16 protein-coding genes are annotated in these 19,984 nt (G+C 46.1%); 12 read left to right on the top strand and 4 right to left on the bottom strand.

The features are described 5' to 3' along the window. Positions 1-157 precede the first annotated feature (157 nt). From EXU57_RS24945 to EXU57_RS02410, 3 genes are all read right to left on the bottom strand, one after another. Positions 158-319 carry a hypothetical protein gene (locus EXU57_RS24945; RefSeq protein ID WP_165958003.1) on the bottom strand — a complete coding sequence of 54 codons (162 nt, stop codon included), beginning with the start codon at positions 317-319 and terminating at the stop codon, positions 158-160. A 1-nt stretch (position 320) separates the two neighbouring features. Further along, entirely contained in the window at positions 321-2,858 is a 2,538-nt protein-coding gene (locus EXU57_RS02405; protein WP_133266561.1) for a PIG-L family deacetylase, read from the bottom strand. 269 nt (positions 2,859-3,127) lie between these two features. Then, the gene (locus EXU57_RS02410; protein WP_133266562.1) at positions 3,128-3,859 is read right to left on the bottom strand and encodes a YqjF family protein; all 732 of its coding nucleotides are present in this window, start codon (positions 3,857-3,859) and stop codon (positions 3,128-3,130) included. 226 nt (positions 3,860-4,085) lie between these two features. On the opposite strand from EXU57_RS02410, the gene EXU57_RS02415 reads away from it, so the two are divergent. Both EXU57_RS02415 and EXU57_RS02420 read left to right on the top strand, forming a co-directional pair. Next, on the top strand, positions 4,086-4,421 hold the full coding sequence (locus tag EXU57_RS02415) for a hypothetical protein (protein ID WP_133266563.1): 336 nt from the start codon (positions 4,086-4,088) through the stop codon (positions 4,419-4,421). Positions 4,422-4,443: 22 nt separating this feature from the next. Further along, entirely contained in the window at positions 4,444-5,574 is a 1,131-nt protein-coding gene (locus tag EXU57_RS02420) for an alpha/beta hydrolase-fold protein (RefSeq protein ID WP_133266564.1), read from the top strand. A 1-nt stretch (position 5,575) separates the two neighbouring features. Here the strand turns inward: EXU57_RS02420 and EXU57_RS02425 are convergent, their stop codons facing one another. Further along, the gene (locus EXU57_RS02425; protein WP_133266565.1) at positions 5,576-7,120 is read right to left on the bottom strand and encodes a hypothetical protein; all 1,545 of its coding nucleotides are present in this window, start codon (positions 7,118-7,120) and stop codon (positions 5,576-5,578) included. Between the two features lie 198 nt (positions 7,121-7,318). On the opposite strand from EXU57_RS02425, the gene EXU57_RS02430 reads away from it, so the two are divergent. From EXU57_RS02430 to ilvA, 10 genes are all read left to right on the top strand, one after another. Further along, positions 7,319-8,491 carry a 2-isopropylmalate synthase gene (locus tag EXU57_RS02430; protein ID WP_133266566.1) on the top strand — a complete coding sequence of 391 codons (1,173 nt, stop codon included), beginning with the start codon at positions 7,319-7,321 and terminating at the stop codon, positions 8,489-8,491. Between the two features lie 95 nt (positions 8,492-8,586). Then, positions 8,587-9,999, top strand: a complete 1,413-nt coding sequence (gene leuC / locus EXU57_RS02435) for a 3-isopropylmalate dehydratase large subunit (protein WP_133266567.1) — start codon at positions 8,587-8,589, stop codon at positions 9,997-9,999. 31 nt (positions 10,000-10,030) lie between these two features. After that, complete coding sequence (gene leuD, locus EXU57_RS02440) at positions 10,031-10,618, top strand: 3-isopropylmalate dehydratase small subunit (protein WP_133266568.1); 588 nt, start codon at positions 10,031-10,033, stop codon at positions 10,616-10,618. An 82-nt stretch (positions 10,619-10,700) separates the two neighbouring features. After that, positions 10,701-11,816: a 3-isopropylmalate dehydrogenase gene (gene leuB, locus EXU57_RS02445; protein ID WP_133266569.1), complete on the top strand. Its 1,116-nt coding sequence runs from the start codon at positions 10,701-10,703 to the stop codon at positions 11,814-11,816. Between the two features lie 221 nt (positions 11,817-12,037). Then, positions 12,038-12,931, top strand: coding sequence for a branched-chain amino acid transaminase (locus EXU57_RS02450; RefSeq protein WP_133266570.1), 894 nt, complete (start codon positions 12,038-12,040; stop codon positions 12,929-12,931). A gap of 119 nt (positions 12,932-13,050) precedes the next feature. Continuing rightward, on the top strand, positions 13,051-14,733 hold the full coding sequence (gene ilvD / locus EXU57_RS02455; protein ID WP_133266571.1) for a dihydroxy-acid dehydratase: 1,683 nt from the start codon (positions 13,051-13,053) through the stop codon (positions 14,731-14,733). A gap of 96 nt (positions 14,734-14,829) precedes the next feature. Then, positions 14,830-16,599, top strand: a complete 1,770-nt coding sequence (ilvB, locus tag EXU57_RS02460; protein ID WP_133266572.1) for a biosynthetic-type acetolactate synthase large subunit — start codon at positions 14,830-14,832, stop codon at positions 16,597-16,599. Between the two features lie 142 nt (positions 16,600-16,741). Next, the gene (ilvN, locus tag EXU57_RS02465) at positions 16,742-17,386 is read left to right on the top strand and encodes an acetolactate synthase small subunit (protein WP_133266573.1); all 645 of its coding nucleotides are present in this window, start codon (positions 16,742-16,744) and stop codon (positions 17,384-17,386) included. Between the two features lie 164 nt (positions 17,387-17,550). Further along, on the top strand, positions 17,551-18,663 hold the full coding sequence (gene ilvC / locus EXU57_RS02470; protein WP_133266574.1) for a ketol-acid reductoisomerase: 1,113 nt from the start codon (positions 17,551-17,553) through the stop codon (positions 18,661-18,663). Between the two features lie 19 nt (positions 18,664-18,682). Then, positions 18,683-19,969 carry a threonine ammonia-lyase gene (gene ilvA / locus EXU57_RS02475; RefSeq protein WP_207955360.1) on the top strand — a complete coding sequence of 429 codons (1,287 nt, stop codon included), beginning with the start codon at positions 18,683-18,685 and terminating at the stop codon, positions 19,967-19,969. Positions 19,970-19,984 lie beyond the last annotated feature (15 nt).

Below are 19,984 nucleotides of genomic sequence, written 5' to 3' on the forward strand. Positions count from 1 at the left end.
AAACACGATTAGAAGCACCAGGAATATGATCACAGCTGCGTACCAGTAATTCCATCTTATTTCGGGAGGTGCAGGCATTTAAAAAGTTTAGAACGCTTGATGAGCAATATACCAGCAACACAGGCTGCAGGTATTCATAACTTAAGCATAGATGCTGTTATTGATCATGCTTGTTTTTGGTGCTTGCAACCATACCACTTGCGAGCAAGCCTAACAACAGGCCCAGCACAAGGCCAAGCGCTACACGTTTAATGGCGAACCCAATAAGCAAACCTATAATTATCAGGGTGATAAAACCAACTTTTCGTCTCTTCTGCATATCATTCCATTGAAGTTTTTGCCTTCCCGGTAACCTCTTGCCCGCCGGCATCGTTTTTTGGTAGGGCAACCAGGTTTGCCATTAAGCGGTAAGCCCCGGGAACTCCGGCCGGTAACTGCCGGAAAAGTACAAGGCTTACATAAGCAAAATAGCCCTTACCATACTTAGCGATTACGAGGCTACCATTACCCTGCTTTTCATTGGTATCATTCATTCCCAGGAGCTTTTCGTACCGCCCATCTGCCTGGTCTACCTGGTATGTGCTACGCTCCTGTACCCATCCTTCAAAATCTTTGTCGGTAATTTTGTTTGGGTAGTTCAAAGCCGGATGTTCCGGTAAAAGAAACTGAACCTTAGCATCTTCTTCAGTAACCCGCGATCCCGAACTTATGCTAAAAGGATAAGGTCCCACCTTAATTCTTTTTGTTCCTACCTGGTTACTCTTCATGTATTGCACAACCAGGTTTCCCCCTTCCTGCACGTAGGTATTCAGGATATCGTTTTTATTGCTCAGGTATTCGTAAATATTATGCGCCCGAATTCCAATTACAATTGCGTCAAATTGTTTGAGGTTGTCGATGTTAACGTCGTTGTCGTGAAGAAAAGTCACCTCATAACCCATAGCCGTAAGTGCGTCCGGCACCTTATCGCCCGCACCAGTAATATAGCCCACTTTTTTACCAACAATTTTCAGGTCGGCTTTCACAAGGTTGGCCGTTGCCTTTGGAAAATAAGTTATAACGGGAATATGATCATAAGGTATCTGCCGCGTAAATCCCTGGTATCTGCCATCAGCTGAATTGATGGTTAACGGCTCTGCGAAATTGGTGGAAGAAGATTGTTGTGTTAGTGTTGCTGCGGCATAGCTTTCTGTTAAACCTGGTGTGGTAAAGCTGAATGAAGAATGATCAGCAAGCCACTGCTTCGAATGCCCCAAAGCAAATTGGTACGATGCCTGTTCGCGTAGGTTGGACTTGAAATGTACCTGTGGCTTAACCGGCGCACCATTTATCGAAACCATATTGTCGCGAGCGAAATTAACTTCCACTTTTGGCAATATTGCGAGTGGCTGGTACAATTCGCCTTTTGCAGGATCAACCACTTTATACTGAACAGGTCGGTTGATGATAAAATCAACACCCCCGATGTTAACGGTGTAGGTTACCATAAACGATGGATCACTAAGCGCTTTACCAATAAGCGATTGATCGTTTACCTCGAAGGCACCTTCGGTTTGAGGGTTTTCGAGCCAATAAGGTTGTGAGATCTTTTTATCCGGCGATACTGCCAGCAGTTGATTTATAGAGGTATTTTGGTTAATGCCCAAACTCAGGGAAAGGCTGCTGTCAAAACCTTCGAGACGAATGTTTTTAAGTGTTGCATTTGTAGCCTTTCGCTTATTCAGAAAGAAGCTTACCCGGAGCGTATCACCTTGCACAACTGATGGTTGCCCTGTAGTTGCTTCGGAAAACAAACCTGAGCATGCCTCGATAATCTCCTGGGTTTCCTCCAGCTTTTTGTTCCTCCACATGCTGGCCGGCAGGGCTTTAATGGCCTGGTACAACTTTACGAGTGCCGGCACAGAAAGTTCGGGTTGCTCAAAATTGTATTTAGCAACGATTTTGGCGACCCCTGATTTGATTGCGGCGCCACCTTTTATCCTCGACCAGTCGTAAACAATCCCATCCATGAGATCGGTTTTGGCCGGTTCGCCGCCAGTTGTAATAAAGTATTCTATCACCGGGCCCCTTCGCCTTGGCCGCCCCTCTCCCTGGCTTTTGTGCATACTTCTTGCCTCGCCCCCGAGTTCACCGTAACTTTTACCAAGCAAGGAGTTGAAACCACCAACGTCGATTTTGAGCTGATCCTCGCTGGTGGTGTTTGCACCACCAAAGTTGAAGGTGTTCCAAACAATCCGTTTTGCCTGCCAGGGCGTAACTCCAAGCTTCAATTGCTCAGGAAACCGTTTTGGATCTGCTGCGGCAGTAAAGGCCTCGTCGGCTAAAATAGCCGAAGCCGAATGGTGGCCATGACCTGCACGGGCATCTGGCGGAAAACGTTTTATGATAACATCGGGCTGGTATTGGCGAATTACCCAAACAACGTCGCTCAGGATTTTTTCATGGCCCCAGAATTTAAGCGCCTCGGCGGCACTTTTGCTGAAGCCAAACTCATATGCACGGGTAAAAAACTGGTCGGCACCGTCTATCCTTCGGGCTGCCAATAATTCTTCCGTCCTTATCAGCCCCAGTTCAATGCCTTGTTCGCTGCCAATAAGGTTTTGTCCACCGTCGCCGCGGGTTAGGCTAAGGTAGCCTGTACGGTAAAGCTTCTCTTTAGCAAAATAAGGAAGCAAGCCATTGTTTTCGTCGTCGGGGTGCGCGGCGACATACAATACACTTCCCAAAACATTTAATTTCTTCAGCTGCAGGTATATATCGGCGCTGCTGTTAACAACCGGGATTTGTGCTTTTAAGAAATACTGACTACAAAGAAAAAAAAGGAAAAACGGGAACCAGGTCCCTCTTCTATAAATCATGTCACGAAGATAAAGGTTAGCCGCAAATGGAAGAAAGCACGTTTTGCTGCCCTGTAGTTTTTTTAGGCAACAAGTACATAAGCCAGGTGCAGTCAAAAGACTGGTGACCTGCCGGATAATCTAGACCCTGGACCAGTTTAGGTGATGCCACCTGCTACACCGATGAACCGAGCCTGTCCAAATGGTCAGCCGGGCGGACGTGGCAACGATGATGCTTTGAAATACAATTGTTGGTCACCAAAAAAACAATAAGGGAGGGCTGAGCCTTTTCAGGAACGCAGGAACACTGGCTTTCGGATAATAACTGGTGACCCTTTGGCCATTAACACAGATGAAGGTTCAGCAGATGCGAGGTGTTTGAATTGTGCCCCATACAACCCCGCAAAGTCGCAATTAACCCGCCAATTGGTAATCTTTTGTACCTGCCAGACATCGTGCTCGACACCGTATTCCACAGTTGTAGCTGCATCGTAACGATTGTACCCCCAGTAGTGCTCAAAAATGAACTCCTCTTCGCTGCCTTTTATGATAGAATTTAGCGACGCTGATGCACTAACCTCAAGGGTATTCCAATTGTTCCTGTATTTCCAGCCATAATTTAGGGATAAGAGACCTTGCCGCAACTCCATTCCATGTTTCATAGGCATAGCTTTGTACGCCTCATGATATAGTTTGTTGGCCATAATGGCAATGATAGGACTGGGAACAATTTCAGAGATGAAGACCACACCACGTTTCCATTTCTGTCCATCGAAGTGTTTGACATAAAAACGCAGGTTCACTTCTTCGAAATGGGTGTGCCATGGCCATTTTACGCCAAACACTTTGGTATCCCTAAACATAAAACCTACCAGGCTAATGAGGTGTTTACCTTCAAACGTGTCGAGCTCAGTAAACCGGGGTAGAAAAGGTTGGAGCAATTCAGGTTGCACCTGGTAGTTTACCATGACCAGGTTTTCCCATCGGGCTGTCAGAAAGATTTTCCGTTGCAATTGCGTCATATTGATGGGGGCTAACCGCTTTTTATAAGTGGTAGAAAGGTACGAGCACCTGCATGGAAACACCGTCTGTTCAAAATAGTTGAAAGAACCCCTGGTTTCTAGTGTATCTGATGCGCTCGTGGTAAACTGATTACCTTAAAAGTTTTCTAAAGGTGGTGAAACCCGTTGTGATAAAGAAATGCCTTGTTATATTTAAACCACATACTTAACCCTAATGTCCACGGCAATGACCATAACAGATGAGTACATGATGCAGATGATTGCTAAAACAAAAAGTTACTGTGTCGTTATTTTAAAGGCGGGCCCTCTTTTTACCGATGAAGCCTCAAAGCCAATCGTATGGGAGCATGGCCGCCGTAACTTCAGCTTACGCGAACAAGGCCTGTTGTCGATTGTGTGCCCGGTTATGGATGGAAGCGAGTTAACGGGTGTTGCGGTTTACAACGCAAGCCTTGAAGAAACGAAAAAACTTATGGAAGAAGACCCCGGAGTACAGGCAGGCATATTCACCTACGAAGTGCACGAATGCCGCAGCTTTCCGGGCGATCAGCTTCCTTCCTGATTTACAAAACAATGTCTTCAACATGCGATTTTTCCTGATACTACTATTCATATCTTTTGTACAACCAACCATTGCGCAATACACCCTGCGCCTGGTAGTAAATGAGGCTGCCACCCGGCAAAATGAAACCTTTTATGCAAGCGGCAGTTTTAATAACTGGTCGCCGAATGATCCTGCCTACCTGCTTAAACCTTATGGTACAAAGAGGAAAGCCGTGGTACTACGCAATATTCCTGCCGGCACGTACACTTTTAAGTTCACACGTGGCAGTTGGGAGAAAGTTGAGACTGCAGCCAACGGCTCCGACATCGAAAATCGTGAGGTGAAGGTTACGGGCGACACTACCGTAGCCGTTTCAGTTGCAGGCTGGAAGGACGACTTCCCGGTAAAACCAAAGCGGTTTACCGCGACCCCCCAGGTTAAACTGCTGGACAGTGCTTTTAAAATACCTCAACTGAATCGAAGCAGGCGGATTTGGATTTACCTTCCCCGGAGTTACGCAAGTTCGAAAAAGTCCTACCCCGTTATCTACATGCACGACGGGCAGAACCTGTTCAATGAACAAACGGCGGGTTCTGGAGAATGGGGTGTTGACGAAGCACTGGACAGTCTACAGCTCAAGACCGGCAAAGAAGCCATTGTTGTTGGCATAGACCATGGCGGGGACAAGCGGATGAATGAGTACAACCCTTACGACACGAAAGAGTTTGGCAAGGGAGAAGGTGATCTTTACCTTGAATTCCTGACAGCAACGTTGAAACCTTTTATCGACAAGCAATACCGCACCCTTACCGGGCCGGTGCATACCTATATTGCCGGCAGTAGTATGGGTGGATTGATCAGCTTTTATGCCATTGTCAAATACCCAAACGTATTTGGCGGTGCCGGCATCTTCTCCCCGTCATTTGCCGTAGCACCGGCGATCTACGAAGCAGCTCAGAAAGCCACCTGGACCACCGTTCGGCCAAAGTTGTTTTTTTACGCGGGCGGACAGGAAGGTCCATATATGGTTCCCGATATGAAGAAGATGGTAACGCTGGTGCAAAGTAAGCAAAGCTTTGCCGTTAGGGACCTGGTATCACCCCTGAACAAACACAATGAACGGGCATGGCGGGAAGAGTTCCCTAACTTTTATAAGTGGATAATGCAATAAGCTATCGCATCCGAAGTAGGTATTTATTCCGGATAATATTTTCAACCGGCTCTCCGCTGATTTTACTTTCCAACCAGGAAGGAATATCGAGGTACAGGAACGCCCTGGTCTCGTAGTGGTCCTGTTCAAGGCTCTTCAACTTATTCAGCAGCTTTTCAAATTCAGGCTTAAGCTTACGATACGATGTATGAAAGGTGTTCCGGATAAACTTAAAAATCTCTACCTCTACAACGCTCAGACTTTCCATTTTGGCCATAAAGCGGTAAACGGATTTAATCAGGTATTCAAGTATGTCTACATTACCCAGTTCATAATGCGCGATCAGGTGTAATAGCCGGGCATAACACTGCAGGTCGGTGCGCAGGTCAACCTTCCAATTGATGATTTTATTCAGGTAATCAATCGTTTTATTATAGTCGCCGCTACCGAAATAAAGCGAAGCAATCTTGTAGTAAAACACTAGAACCCGGTGTCGGTCAAGGTACAGGGTGTACTCTTTTAATTTCTCTTCAATCTCCGGCACCAGCGAGAGCCCTTCGGTAAAGCTGCCCTGTAGAAAGTGCCTGTTGAGTTTGGATATGTTTAGGTAAACAAAAGTTTGTATCCGGTTATTATCATTTTGCTTTACCAGTTCCGAGGCTGCAAACGCCTCAAACCTCGTTAGTTCTTCATCCAGCTTCCGGTAATTCTGAAGGTCAAAGTGGGCGCCCATCAGGTTGTGCATGCCTTTAATATAATGCCCGGTTTCCAGTTCGATCATCATGGGTTCCTTATTAAACAGGTCAACCCAACGTTGCGTATACCGGTAGTACATCAGGAAGTCCTGGCGGATAAACGCATACCAGCAATAGCTTTGGTACAGGTACAGCTTTTCGTAAAAACTGGTCGCTTTCTCCTGCCCTCCCGGTAGCTGATCCTCAAAAAACGATTTAATGGCCGCGGCATCCTGCTCGTTTCGTGCATGCCCGTGTTTAATGTACCAACTGTACAACTTCAATGACAGGTTAGAAAACCGCGTGATCATGGCCAGCCGGGTAGTCACATATTCTGCCTGGCCGGCGAGGTTGTCGGCACGGTCTTCCATACTGCGGGTTATGTGCAGGGCCTCGATCTTCTTTTCGAGGAACAACACCTGTAATAGAAAGCTTAACTGGTTGTGTTCGGTAGCTACCTCCTTAATCTTATCAAGTATACGCAGGCTTTGGTGATATAAGCCTTTGTTGTAAAGAATACGGGCATAATCCAACTGGTCATTCAACTGCAGGTCAATTGCATCCTGGCTTTTCAATAAACGCAGGCTGGCAAGGAGTTGTTTGTACAGGTGCGCCTTCATGTTTGAAAGCTGCTGTTTTTTGATGCCCGGATTTTTGCGTAATAACAGCTCTTCATCATACTCCGTCATTTTCTCGAGCGCGTCAAACAACTGAATTACCTTTAAGTCTTCTGACGACGAGTTGCGGGTGACATAGAGCTTGAAGTTTCGCTTTTCTGCCTTTGTAAGTGAGTAAATCAGTTGAAAAAGTGCATCCGTCGACGAGTTGGGCATCGTAATAATTTTGCTTTGAAATGCAGTACCAGTAAGAACTTCACTGCATTAGCACTCATTTAAAATCCGTAGAAGCATATTAATTTTGTATGAAATATGCTTTAGCACGTACGTAAATTCGTCTGCAGGAGGTTTCAAACGGTAAGCATAGTTCACAAATATAAACCCCCGCTGATTTTCAACCTTTAAAAATTAGTTATGAGTGGTAAGCAGGTTTACATATTCGACACCACCCTCAGGGATGGTGAACAGGTTCCGGGCTGTAAACTGAATACCGAAGAAAAAGTTGACCTCGCAGTAAGGCTCGAGGAGATGGGAGTCGACATTCTTGAAGCAGGCTTTCCCGTTTCCAGTCCGGGCGACTTTCAATCGGTAACCATGATCTCCCGCACCCTTAAACATGCTGTTGTGTGCGGACTTACCCGCGCCGTGCAGAAAGACATAGAAGTTGCGGCCCAGGCGCTCAAATATGCAAAACGTTCACGTATTCATACCGGTATCGGCACATCTGACTCTCACATTAAAGGAAAATTTAATTCAAATCGCGAAGACATTTTAAAGCGGGCCGTGCAGTGCGTTAAATGGGCAAGGAACTTTACCGACGATGTTGAATTTTATGCTGAAGATGCTGGTCGTACCGATAACGAATACCTGGCAAGAATCTGCGAAGCTGTGGTAAACGCAGGAGCAACTACCCTTAACATTCCTGATACAACCGGTTATTGCCTTCCACACCAATATGGCGAAAAAATCGCCTTTCTTGTAAACAACGTGCCTAATATTGACAAGGCGGTAATTTCCTGCCATTGCCATAACGATCTTGGACTGGCTACCGCAAATGCCATTGCCGGTGTAATCGGGGGCGCGCGCCAAATCGAATGTACGATCAATGGTCTTGGCGAAAGGGCTGGCAACACTTCGCTTGAGGAAGTTGTTATGATCATCAACCAACACAAACACCTGGGCTTTTATACCAACATTAACCCCAAACTGCTTAATCCAATGAGCAGGCTGGTATCCGATACCATGCGTATGCCGGTTCAACCAAACAAGGCTATCGTTGGCTCTAATGCTTTTTCACATTCATCAGGTATCCACCAGGATGGTTTCCTTAAAGATGCAACCACATATGAAATCATCAACCCTGTTGAGGTTGGTGCAGACGAAAGCAAGATTGTGCTTACTGCCCGCAGCGGGCGGAGCGCACTCGCTTTCCGGTTACAACAACTTGGTTTTACCTTTAACAGAAATGATATTGACGTGATTTATGAGTCTTTTTTGAAGACCGCCGACGTAAAAAAAGAGGTTATGCAGGAAGACCTGTATGAACTTGCGAACGCCTACCAGTTACAGGTATCCCCCGTAAATTAAATATGGACCCGGCACTATCGCGCCATTTAACATCGTTGCGTCGCACTCTTGTACTATTTGTACTTTTTTCATCTATAAACAATTGCTCAATTTAAATGGCAAATACACTTTTTGATAAAATCTGGGACAGGCACGTAGTAAAGTCAATTCCCGACGGACCTTCGGTGCTGTACATCGACAAACATTTTATTCACGAAGTAACCAGCCCACAGGCTTTTAGTGGTATCGAGAAAAGGGGTCTTAAAGTATTCCGGCCCAAACAGGTTGTTGCTACAGCCGACCATAACGTACCTACTAAAGACCAGCACCTGCCGATAAAGGAATATTTATCGCGGATGCAGGTAGAGAAACTCACCGAAAATTGCGCAAATCACAACATCGAATTATACGGTTTAGGACATCCATATCAGGGAATAGTTCATATTATCGGCCCTGAACTGGGCATTACGCAGCCTGGGATGACGATTGTTTGCGGTGATAGCCACACCTCCACACACGGCGCTTTTGGTGCCATTGCATTCGGAATTGGCACCAGCGAAGTGGAAATGGTTTTTGCTTCGCAATGCGTGTTACAAACAAAACCAAAATCGATGCGCATCAATATCGAAGGCGAGTTGCCTCCCGGTGTTGTATCGAAAGATATCGTACTTTATATTATTGCTAAGATTTCTGCCGCCGGTGCTACGGGGTATTTTGTAGAGTTTGCCGGATCAGCCATCAGGCGGCTTTCGATGGAAGCCCGTATGACCATCTGCAATATGAGTATCGAAATGGGTGCAAGAGGTGGAATGATCGCTCCCGATGAAACCACCTTTGAATACATGAAAGGTCGCCGCTTTGCACCAGTCGGTGCTGAATGGGATCGGAAGGTCGCTGAATGGAAAGAACTCGTTTCAGCTGACGACGCCGTTTTTGATAAGGAAATCTTCATCAAAGCAGAGGATATCCAACCAATGATCACTTACGGCACCAACCCGGGTCTTGGAATTGCGGTAAACTCGCTTATCCCCGTTGCAGAAACGATCCCTGATGAAGGAGAAAGAAAAAATCTTGAAAAAGCACTTGCGTATATGGGTCTTACCGGCGGTAAGTCGCTGATTGGTATGCCAGTGCAGCACATCTTTATCGGTAGTTGCACCAACGCCAGGATCGAAGATTTAAGACTTGTGGCCGGGGTTGTAAAAGGAAGAAAGAAAAACGAACATGTGCAGGTAATGATCGTTCCCGGTTCGCAGCAGGTAGCCAGGCAGGCGCACGAAGAAGGATTGGACCAGATCTTTATCGAAGCTGGCTTTGAGATCCGCCAGGCAGGCTGTAGTGCATGCCTTGGTATGAACGAAGACAAAATTCCTGCAGGTGAATACTGCATTTCAACAAGTAACCGGAATTTCGAAGGCAGGCAAGGTGCCGGCGCCCGTACCTTACTGGCAAGTCCACTTACTGCAGCCGCTGCTGCCATCACCGGGGTAGTTACCGATATTCGTGATCTTCCACCAGTGAACAGCTAATAACATAAATAGTTAAACGAGGTATTTAGGTATGGAAAAATTAGAAGTTCTTCAAAGCAGGTTTTATCCTTTACCGGCTGAAAATGTGGATACCGACCAGATCATTCCGGCGCGTTTTCTTAAAGCAACTACCCGCGATGGTTTTGGAAAAAACCTTTTTCGCGACTGGCGCTACCTAAACGACAATGAACAAACACCAAAGCCAGACTTTGTTTTGAACCAGCCGCAATACAGCGGGCAGATACTTGTGGCCGGAAAAAACTTCGGCAGCGGTTCATCACGCGAGCACGCAGCCTGGGCCCTTCTCGACTTTGGGTTCCGGGTTATCATATCAAGCTTCTTTGCCGACATTTTTAAAAACAATGCCCTCAACAATGGAGTATTGCCGGTGCAGGTTTCCGAACAGTTTCTTACGAGAATATTACAACTTGGCCCCGAAGCTACATTAACCGTAAACGTTGCCGCGCAAACAGTGACCATCGATGAAACAGGAGAACAGGAAACTTTTGAAATCAATAACTATAAAAAGACCTGCCTGATCAATGGTTACGACGATATCGACTACCTGCTGAGTGTGCGTGCCGAAATACAGGAGTACGAGAACCTTGCATCACACTAATCCCCTTCTTCCCGGAAGGTATTCAACACCACAAACGCATTACTCGGGAAGTAATGACGTAGCCGACCAAAGCAGCAAACGAATGAATAAAAATATTGCAGTCATATTGGGAGATGGAATTGGGCCTGAAGTAACGCAGCAATCCATTAAGGTGCTTGATGCTATCGGTCGCCAGTTCAAACACACTTTTGAATATTCATATGGTCTCATGGGTGCCGATGCCATAGATAAGACCGGTAATCCCCTGCCCGATGAAACCCTTGAAACCTGTTTAAAAAGCGACGCCATCCTTTTTGGAGCCATTGGGCATCCCAAATACGATAACGATCCAACGGCCAAAGTGCGGCCCGAGCAGGGTTTGCTGAGGATCAGGAAAGAACTGGGTCTATTTGCCAACATCCGGCCGGTAACTACCTATCCATCTTTGCACCATTTGTCGCCGTTAAAAAATACTCGGCTCGAGGGAGTTGACTTTATCATCTTCCGTGAGCTCACGGGTGGAATTTACTTTGGCGATAAAAATCTGAGTGAAGACGGCAACCAGGCTTCAGATAATTGTGTATACAACCGTTCTGAAATCGAGCGGGTAGCCCACCTGGCTTTTCAAAGTGCACGCCAACGAAGAAAGATGCTCACTCTTGTTGATAAGGCCAACGTTCTAGAGACCTCACGTTTATGGAGAAAGGTCGTGCAGCAGCTTTCTAGCCAGTATGCCGATGTGAAGGTGGATTATATGTTTGTTGATAATGCTGCTATGCAGATTATCCTGAATCCAAAGCAATTTGATGTTATCCTCACCGAAAATATGTTTGGTGATATCATCAGCGACGAAGCAAGTGTAATTGCCGGGTCGCTTGGTTTACTGCCCTCGTCGTCTGTTGGAAGTAAACTCGCCCTGTTCGAACCCATTCATGGCAGTTATCCGCAGGCAGCAGGAAAAGACATTGCTAACCCCATCGGCTCAATCCTATCCGCGGCGATGATGCTTGATTATTTTGGGATGCTTAAAGAAGCCGCAATGATAAGAGAAGCTGTTGGGTGGACACTTGGCAATTCATTGGTTACCAAGGACATCGATCCCATCAATTTCTATTTTACTTCTACCATTGGTGAGCTTGTTACCGATTATATTATCAACCCGGATCACCAAAAAATTAACAAGCATAACGTAGAGTTGAGAAAGTCTACGATTATATAAAAAGTTCTTTGTTTTTCTAATTCACGGGAGTTATATTTGCTTCAACCTCATGTTGAAAAGCAGATTACATAATGGCCTTACACTAGTCACCCGAATTATTGTGGTGGTCATTATAATTATTCCCGCTTTCACCGGAGGTGCACTCAGTATTTAAAATCTAAATCAAAATACTTAAAGCCCACCTCCAAAAAGGTGGGCTTTTTTATTTCAACAACCTCGGTATGTATTACAACGAAAACACGATCATCTACCTGAATGGCCAGTTTGTAAAAGCCGCAGAAGCAAAGGTCGACCTCTTTGGTCAGACACTTCATTATGGCTATGGCGTGTTCGAGGGGATCCGCTCCTACAAGACGGCTGCTGGCGAAACCCGGATATTTAAAGCAGAAGAGCATTTTGAGCGCCTCAGGAATTCAGCACAAGCTTTAAATCTCCCATATCGTTGGTCAGTAGATGAACTGATCGACGCAACTTACCAGGTGCTCAGGCAAAATGAACTACAGGATGCTTATATACGCCCGCTTGTTTACGCACCTGCCAACATGAGTTTCAATGTAAATACGGCTTCTTATATTACCATCCAGGCCTGGCAAATGCAACCATTTTTGGGTGAAAAACTCCTGCGCGTATTTACTTCTTCGTTTCAGCGACCAAACCCAAAAGGTTTCAAAATAGAAGCAAAAGCTAATGGGCATTATGTAAATTCTATACTGGCGAGCCAGGAAGCTAAATCCAACGGTTTTGATGAGGCTCTGCTTACCGATATGAATGGGTATGTAGCGGAAGGGCCGGGAGCAAACATGTTTTTTGAGCAAAACGGTAAGTTGATCACACCTGCTAAAGGCAACATTTTACCAGGAATCACAAGGGCTACTGTATTGGAGATTTGTTCCACGCTCGACATTGAAGTGGAAGAAAAACTCTTTACTACTGAGGAAGTGAAAGGTGCTGAAGCAGCCTTTTATTGTGGTACCGCTGCTGAAGTAATTGGCTGGGAAAGCCTGGACAATGTACCTTTTTCAAAGCCCTGGAGCGAAACCCTAAGTAAACGGGTGCAAGCTGCTTATGCTGCACGGGTAATCGAAGCCGAAGTCTATGCTGAAGCCTCCGTTTAAGTGGATTGAAAAAGGCGTAACTCGTTCTGAAACCCAAGACCATGTGCTGATCGTTGCTTCTCCCATCGGCAAATAACAATTATCAAAACTTCACATATTTAAAACCAGGTGTGCTTACAATGAGCGAATTAAATAGATACAGCAAAACCATCACCCAGGATGAAACACAGCCTGCAGCCCAGGCAATGCTTTATGGCATTGGCTTAACCGATCACGACCTTACCAAAGCACAGGTCGGTATTGTAAGCATGGGGTACGATGGCAATACTTGTAACATGCACCTGAACGATCTTGCAAAAGTTGTGAAGCAAGGTGTATGGGACGAAGAACTTGTTGGACTCATTTTTAATACAATTGGCGTAAGCGACGGTATCAGCAATGGAACTGAGGGAATGCGTTATTCCCTGGTAAGCCGCGATATTATTGCCGACTCTATCGAAGCGGTATGTGGGGCACAGTATTATGACGCTTTAATTGCGCTGCCGGGCTGCGACAAAAATATGCCGGGATCACTGATAGCTATGGGGCGGCTGAACAGGCCGGCGATCATGGTTTATGGTGGCACCATCGCCCCGGGGCATTATAATGGGGAAGACCTGAACATCGTTTCGGCATTTGAGGCACTCGGAAAAAAGCTTGCAGGAACACTAACGGATGTCGACTTCAAGGGTATTGTGCAAAACTCCTGTCCCGGTGCCGGAGCCTGCGGAGGTATGTATACCGCTAACACAATGGCAAGCGCCATTGAAGCACTTGGCATGAGTCTCCCCTACTCTTCCAGTAATCCGGCCTTAAGCGAAGACAAAAGAAATGAATGCCTGGCAGCAGGTAAGGCTATCCGCCTGTTGCTTGAAAAAGATATAAAGCCGTCAGACATCATGACGCGCAAAGCGTTTGAAAATGCAATCACCGTTATCATGGTACTGGGCGGAAGCACAAATGCGGTACTTCACCTCATCGCAATGGCGAAAAGTGTAGATGTACCCCTAACCCAGGATGATTTTCAAAAAATCAGCGACCGTGTTCCCATGTTGGCTGATTTTAAACCAAGCGGCAAATACCTGATGCAGGACCTGCACAAATACGGCGGGGTACCAGCAGTAATGAAATACCTGTTAAAAGAAGGATTGCTTCATGGTGATTGTCTTACGGTAACCGGCAGAACATTAGCTGAAAATCTTGCCGGCGCACCCGACCTTGATTTTGAAGATCAGAAGATTATTCTTCCCCTCGAAAGGCCGATTAAAACAACCGGCCACCTCCAGATTTTATACGGAAACCTTGCAGAGGGCGGAAGCGTAGCAAAAATCACTGGTAAAGAAGGTGAACGTTTTGAAGGAACGGCCAGGGTGTTCGACGGTGAGTTCGAACTGATCGCTGGTATTCATTCCGGCAAAATCGGCCACGGCGACGTAGTGGTTATTCGCAATGTTGGTCCGAAAGGCGCACCTGGTATGCCCGAAATGCTTAAACCAACATCAGCCCTAATTGGAGCAGGTCTTGGAAACAGTATAGCCCTTATTACCGACGGCCGGTTTAGTGGTGGCACCCACGGGTTTGTAGTGGGCCATATAACCCCCGAAGCTTTTGAAGGTGGGCTCATAGCCCTTGTTGAGGACGACGACATCATTGAAATAAGCGTTGCAACAAAAACGATCACCCTTAAGATTGACGAACAGGTGTTGGCCGAAAGAAAAAGCAGGTGGCAAAAACCGGCATTAAAAGCAACTAAGGGCGTTTTATACAAGTATGCAAAACATGTTAGCACAGCGGCTGAAGGCTGCGTAACCGACGGCGAATAACGGGTAAGTACATAAACTGAATTAGGAGTAATTCTTTGTAATAAACTCATAATCAATATTGCTCATTAATTGATTTCGAGCACAAATCTCAAGCGTATGAATTCCATACTGGACATTGAAGAACAAATCGTAGTAAAGGAAAAGAAGCCCTCACCGGTAATGCCGAGAGAAGGCTCAGGCAAATTCACGGGATCGCAAGCGGTTCTTGAAGCATTTATTGCCGAAGGTGTTGAGACCATATTCGGATATCCCGGTGGTGCCATTATGCCTATCTATGATGCCTTATACGATTACAATGATCGGTTAAAGCACATCTTGGTACGTCACGAACAAGGGGCCATACATGCCGCCCAGGGTTTTGCGCGCAGCTCCGGCAAAGTGGGTGTAGTGTTTGCTACCAGCGGTCCCGGCGCTACAAACCTCGTCACGGGCCTTGCCGATGCCATGATCGATAGTACACCTCTTGTTTGTATAACCGGACAGGTGTTCGCACACTTACTCGGAACAGACGCCTTCCAGGAGACAGATGTATTAAATATTACAACTCCTGTAACCAAGTGGAACTACCAGGTTACAGATGCAAAAGAAATCCCGTCTGTGCTGGCCAAAGCTTTTCACATTGCCAAAACCGGGCGTCCAGGTCCTGTACTCATCGACATCACAAAGAATGCACAACTCGATAAGTTCGACTACGATGGCTATCATCGGTGCGATCATATTCGCAGCTACCGGCCAAAGCCAATTGTGCGCAGGCAATATATCGAGCAGGCAGCCGAACTCATTAACAATGCAAAGAAACCTTTTGTAATCTGGGGCCAGGGCGTAATCCTGGGCAAAGCGGAACAAGAGTTCAAAACTTTCATAGAAAAAACAGGAATTCCCGCAGCCTGGACGATCCTGGGTCTTAGCGCAATTCCAACGGATCACCCGTTGAACGTGGGCATGCTTGGTATGCACGGCAACTATGGTCCTAACGTACTCACCAACGAATGTGATGTTCTAATCGCGATTGGTATGCGCTTCGACGACCGGGTTACCGGCAGGCTGGATAAATACGCGAAACAGGCAAAAATCGTCCACCTCGATATCGACCCTTCCGAAATCGACAAAAATGTAAAAGCGACTGTGGGTGTTTGGGGCGATTGTAAAGAAACCCTCCCGATACTTACCGACCTGGTTAAAGCAACAAACCATACCGCCTGGCTTGAAAAGTTTTACGATTATCGCCGGCAGGAAGAAGATATTGTTATAAAGCATGAATTACACCCGACAAGCGGTAAAATGACCATGGGTGAAGTCATCGACTCGCTTAACCAACTAACCAATGGCGATGCCGTTGTGGTTACGGATGTAGGGCAGCACCAAATGGTTACTTGCCGTTATGCAAAGTTTAACCAGTCACGAAGCAATGTTACTTCAGGTGGACTAGGAACAATGGGCTTTGCCCTTCCCGCAGTTATTGGAGCCAAGTTTGGCGCACCTGAAAGAACAGCGGTCGCCATTATTGGCGACGGTGGTATCCAGATGACGATCCAGGAGCTTGGAACCATCATGCAGACCAAGGTTAATGTCAAAATAATAATCCTGAATAACGAGTACCTGGGTATGGTTCGCCAATGGCAGCAGTTATTTCACGACAAGCGATATTCATTTGTTGACATCGGGAGCCCGGATTATGTTACCGTGGCAAAGGGATACCATATCGAGGGCAACCGCATCACCGATCGCGAAGACCTGGTTCCGGCACTTAAAACCATGTTGGAGCATAATGGTTCTTACCTGTTAGAAGTTATGGTTGGCAAAGAAGACAACGTATTTCCAATGGTGCCCCAGGGATGCAGTGTGAGTGAAATACGGCTCAAGTAAAACCAGGAATTTTTGTGTCCAGGCAGAAGAATATGGATTAAACATCGTTGCGTCGCCCGCCTGTCCGAATGGCTTCAGCCAGGCGGGCTTGTACGGCAAAGCAACATCAGCGATGAAATCGGAACAATACAATTAATCAAACATGAGCACGCAAAAAATAGCAACGGTTCTTGCAGAACCCAGCAGGATCGCACCTGACGTGAAACAGGAATTCACCTTTACCATCTATACCGAAAACCAGATCGGGTTGCTGGTCAGGATTGCTATCATATTTTCCCGGAGAAAAATCAACATAGAAAGCATCAATAGCTCGCCTTCTGAAATTGATACCATTTCACGGTTTACGTTGGTGATTAATGAGACGGAAGATGTAGTGAAGAAAGTTGCCCGCCAGATTGAAAAGCAGGTAGAGGTACTGAAAGTCTATTATAATACCAACGACGAGATCATATGGCAGGAGATGGCACTTTATAAGGTAAGCACCGATGAAATAGCCGAAAAGGTAAAAGTAGAACGGTTACTTCGTGAATACGGAGCCCGCGCAGTGGTGATCAGGAAAGACTACACGGTATTTGAAACCAGTGGCCATCGCGAAGAAACGCAGAAGTTGGTGGAAGTGCTCAGTGAAGTGGGCCTCATCGAATTCGTTCGAAGCGCCCGGGTCGCCATTATAAAAGGAAGCCGTGGTTTCCATGAAAAGCTACGCGAATTCGAAGCCGCTCAACCCGGAGAAGAAGCAGTTGAAAACGAATACCTGAATAAACAGGATGAAGTCTTCAGCATGTAATTCATAAGAAACGTTCTGAACGTTTGACCTGGTTGTCGGGCTCTCTTCTGGATAGTGATAACGGGTACAGCAAAAAACTGTTTCTCCATACAAAAATGCTTTAGCATTCTGATTTAAACTCTAAAAAAACAAACCCCGGAGTGGGGTAAACTAAAACTTGCATTATGGCAAAACTAAATTTTGGTGGTGTTGAAGAAAACGTGGTTACACGTGAAGAATTTCCATTGGAGAAAGCACAGGAGATATTGAAAGACGAAGTTGTTGCGGTGATTGGATATGGTGTTCAGGGACCCGGACAAGCATTGAACCAGAAAGAAAATGGTATTAATGTTATTGTTGGCCAACGTCAAAACTCAAAATCGTGGGAAAAAGCTGTTCGCGACGGATTTGTACCTGGCGAAACGCTTTTCGATATCGAGGAAGCACTCGAAAGGGGAACGATCATTTGTTACCTGCTTAGTGATGCCGCTCAAATTCAGTTATGGCCAACCGTTAAAAAGCATTTGACCAAAGGAAAGGCACTTTATTTTTCTCATGGCTTTGGCATTACTTATAAAGAACAAACAGGGATTGTACCCCCGGATGATGTTGATGTTTTCCTGGTGGCGCCAAAAGGTTCAGGCACGTCATTAAGAAGAATGTTCTTACAGGGTCGTGGGCTAAACAGCAGCTATGCAATCTTCCAGGATGCGACCGGCCGTGCTTTCGAGCGTGTTGTGTCTTTAGGAATTGCAATCGGTAGCGGCTACCTCTTTGAGACCGATTTCCGTAAAGAGGTTTTCTCCGACCTTACAGGAGAGCGCGGGACGTTGATGGGTGCAATACAAGGTATTTTTGCAGCACAGTTCGACGTATTGCGTTCAAAAGGGCACTCTCCTTCCGAAGCATTTAACGAAACCGTAGAAGAACTAACGCAATCGCTTATGCCGTTGGTGGCTGAGAATGGTATGGACTGGATGTATGCCAACTGCTCAACAACAGCACAAAGGGGCGCACTGGATTGGTGGAAAAAATTCAGGGATGCAACCTTGCCGGTGTTTAACGACTTATACGAAAGCGTTGCGAGTGGCAAAGAAGCAGCTAAATCAATCGAAAGCAACAGTAAAACCGATTACCGTGAAAAGCTGGAGGAAGAATTAAGGGAACTGCGCGACAGTGAAATGTGGCAAGCGGGTAAAACAGTACGGAGTTTACGCCCGGAAAACCAGGCTCCGGCATTCGAAACCCAGGAAAGTGCAGGCAAATCAGCTGTTACAGTAGATCCGGTTTCTGTATAAAGAAAAACTAACCAGATAAATGCAAAATCAGCAACCAAATATCGGAACAGGAAGAACCCGTAATTCTACGGGTGTGGAGCTCGATTTTGCCTCAGCTGCAGAAAGAATAAAGCAAGTGGTGAATAAAACACCACTTGCTTATCATCACCACCTTTCCAGGAAGTTTGCTTGTAACATCTTCTTGAAACGGGAGGATTTGCAGGTAGTGCGTTCGTATAAGATAAGAGGCGCCTACAATATGCTTAGCAGCCTGCCTGCGGAAAGCCTGAAGTGTGGGGTGGTTTGTGCGAGTGCGGGCAATCATGCACAGGGGTTTGCGCTATCGTGTAAAAAGCTGAATGTAAAAGGGGTTGTATTTATGCCCTCGATAACCCCGCACCAAAAGATTCAGCAAACCAGGATGTTTGGCGAAGAAAATATTGAGATCGTTTTGACGGGCGATACCTACGATGATTGTGCAGCAACCGCGAAGAAGTATACCCGCGATCACAACATGACGTTTATACCCGCTTTTGATGATTACAGGATTATAGAGGGCCAGGCAACCGTAGGGGTGGAAATTCATGAGGAATTATCACCAATAGATTACATCTTTCTGCCGGTTGGTGGTGGCGGCCTTGCTGCCGGGGTTGGAAGTTATTTTAAAACGGTTAGTCCAAAAACCCGGCTGATCGGTATTGAACCCGAGGGCGCGCCATCAATGCTAACGGCGATAAAACAAGGCCATCCTGTAACCCTCGATAACATCGAGCGCTTTGTAGACGGTGCTTCCGTAAAAAGGGTTGGCGATCTTACCTTTTCGATTTGCAAGGATGTACTAAGTGATATGCACCTGGTTGCAGAAGGTAAAGTGTGCTCAACCATATTAAAACTGTACAACGAAGACGCCATTGTAGTAGAACCTGCAGGTGCACTTTCGATTGCAGCATTAGATGATTATGCCGACCAGATCAAAGGCAAAACAGTAGTTTGTATTGTTAGCGGTAGCAATAACGATATTGCCCGCATGCAGGAGATTAAGGAAAGGGCGCTTCAATACGAAGGATTAAAGCACTACTTCCTGATCCGTTTTGCCCAACGGCCTGGCGCATTAAAAGAATTTGTAAATGATGTTCTAGGTCCAACTGATGATATTACCCGCTTTGAATACATTCAAAAGCATAATAAAGAATCCGGCCCCGCTTTGGTGGGGGTTGAACTCGAATCCAAAGAGGATTACGAGATCTTATTGCGAAATTTGGATCGCTTGCACATCAATTATACAGAACTGAATAAAAATAATAACCTGTTTGAATACCTGGTTTAACACTTAACGATTGCC

The organism is Segetibacter sp. 3557_3, assembly GCF_004354985.1.
Taxonomy (GTDB): Bacteria; Bacteroidota; Bacteroidia; order Chitinophagales; family Chitinophagaceae; genus Segetibacter.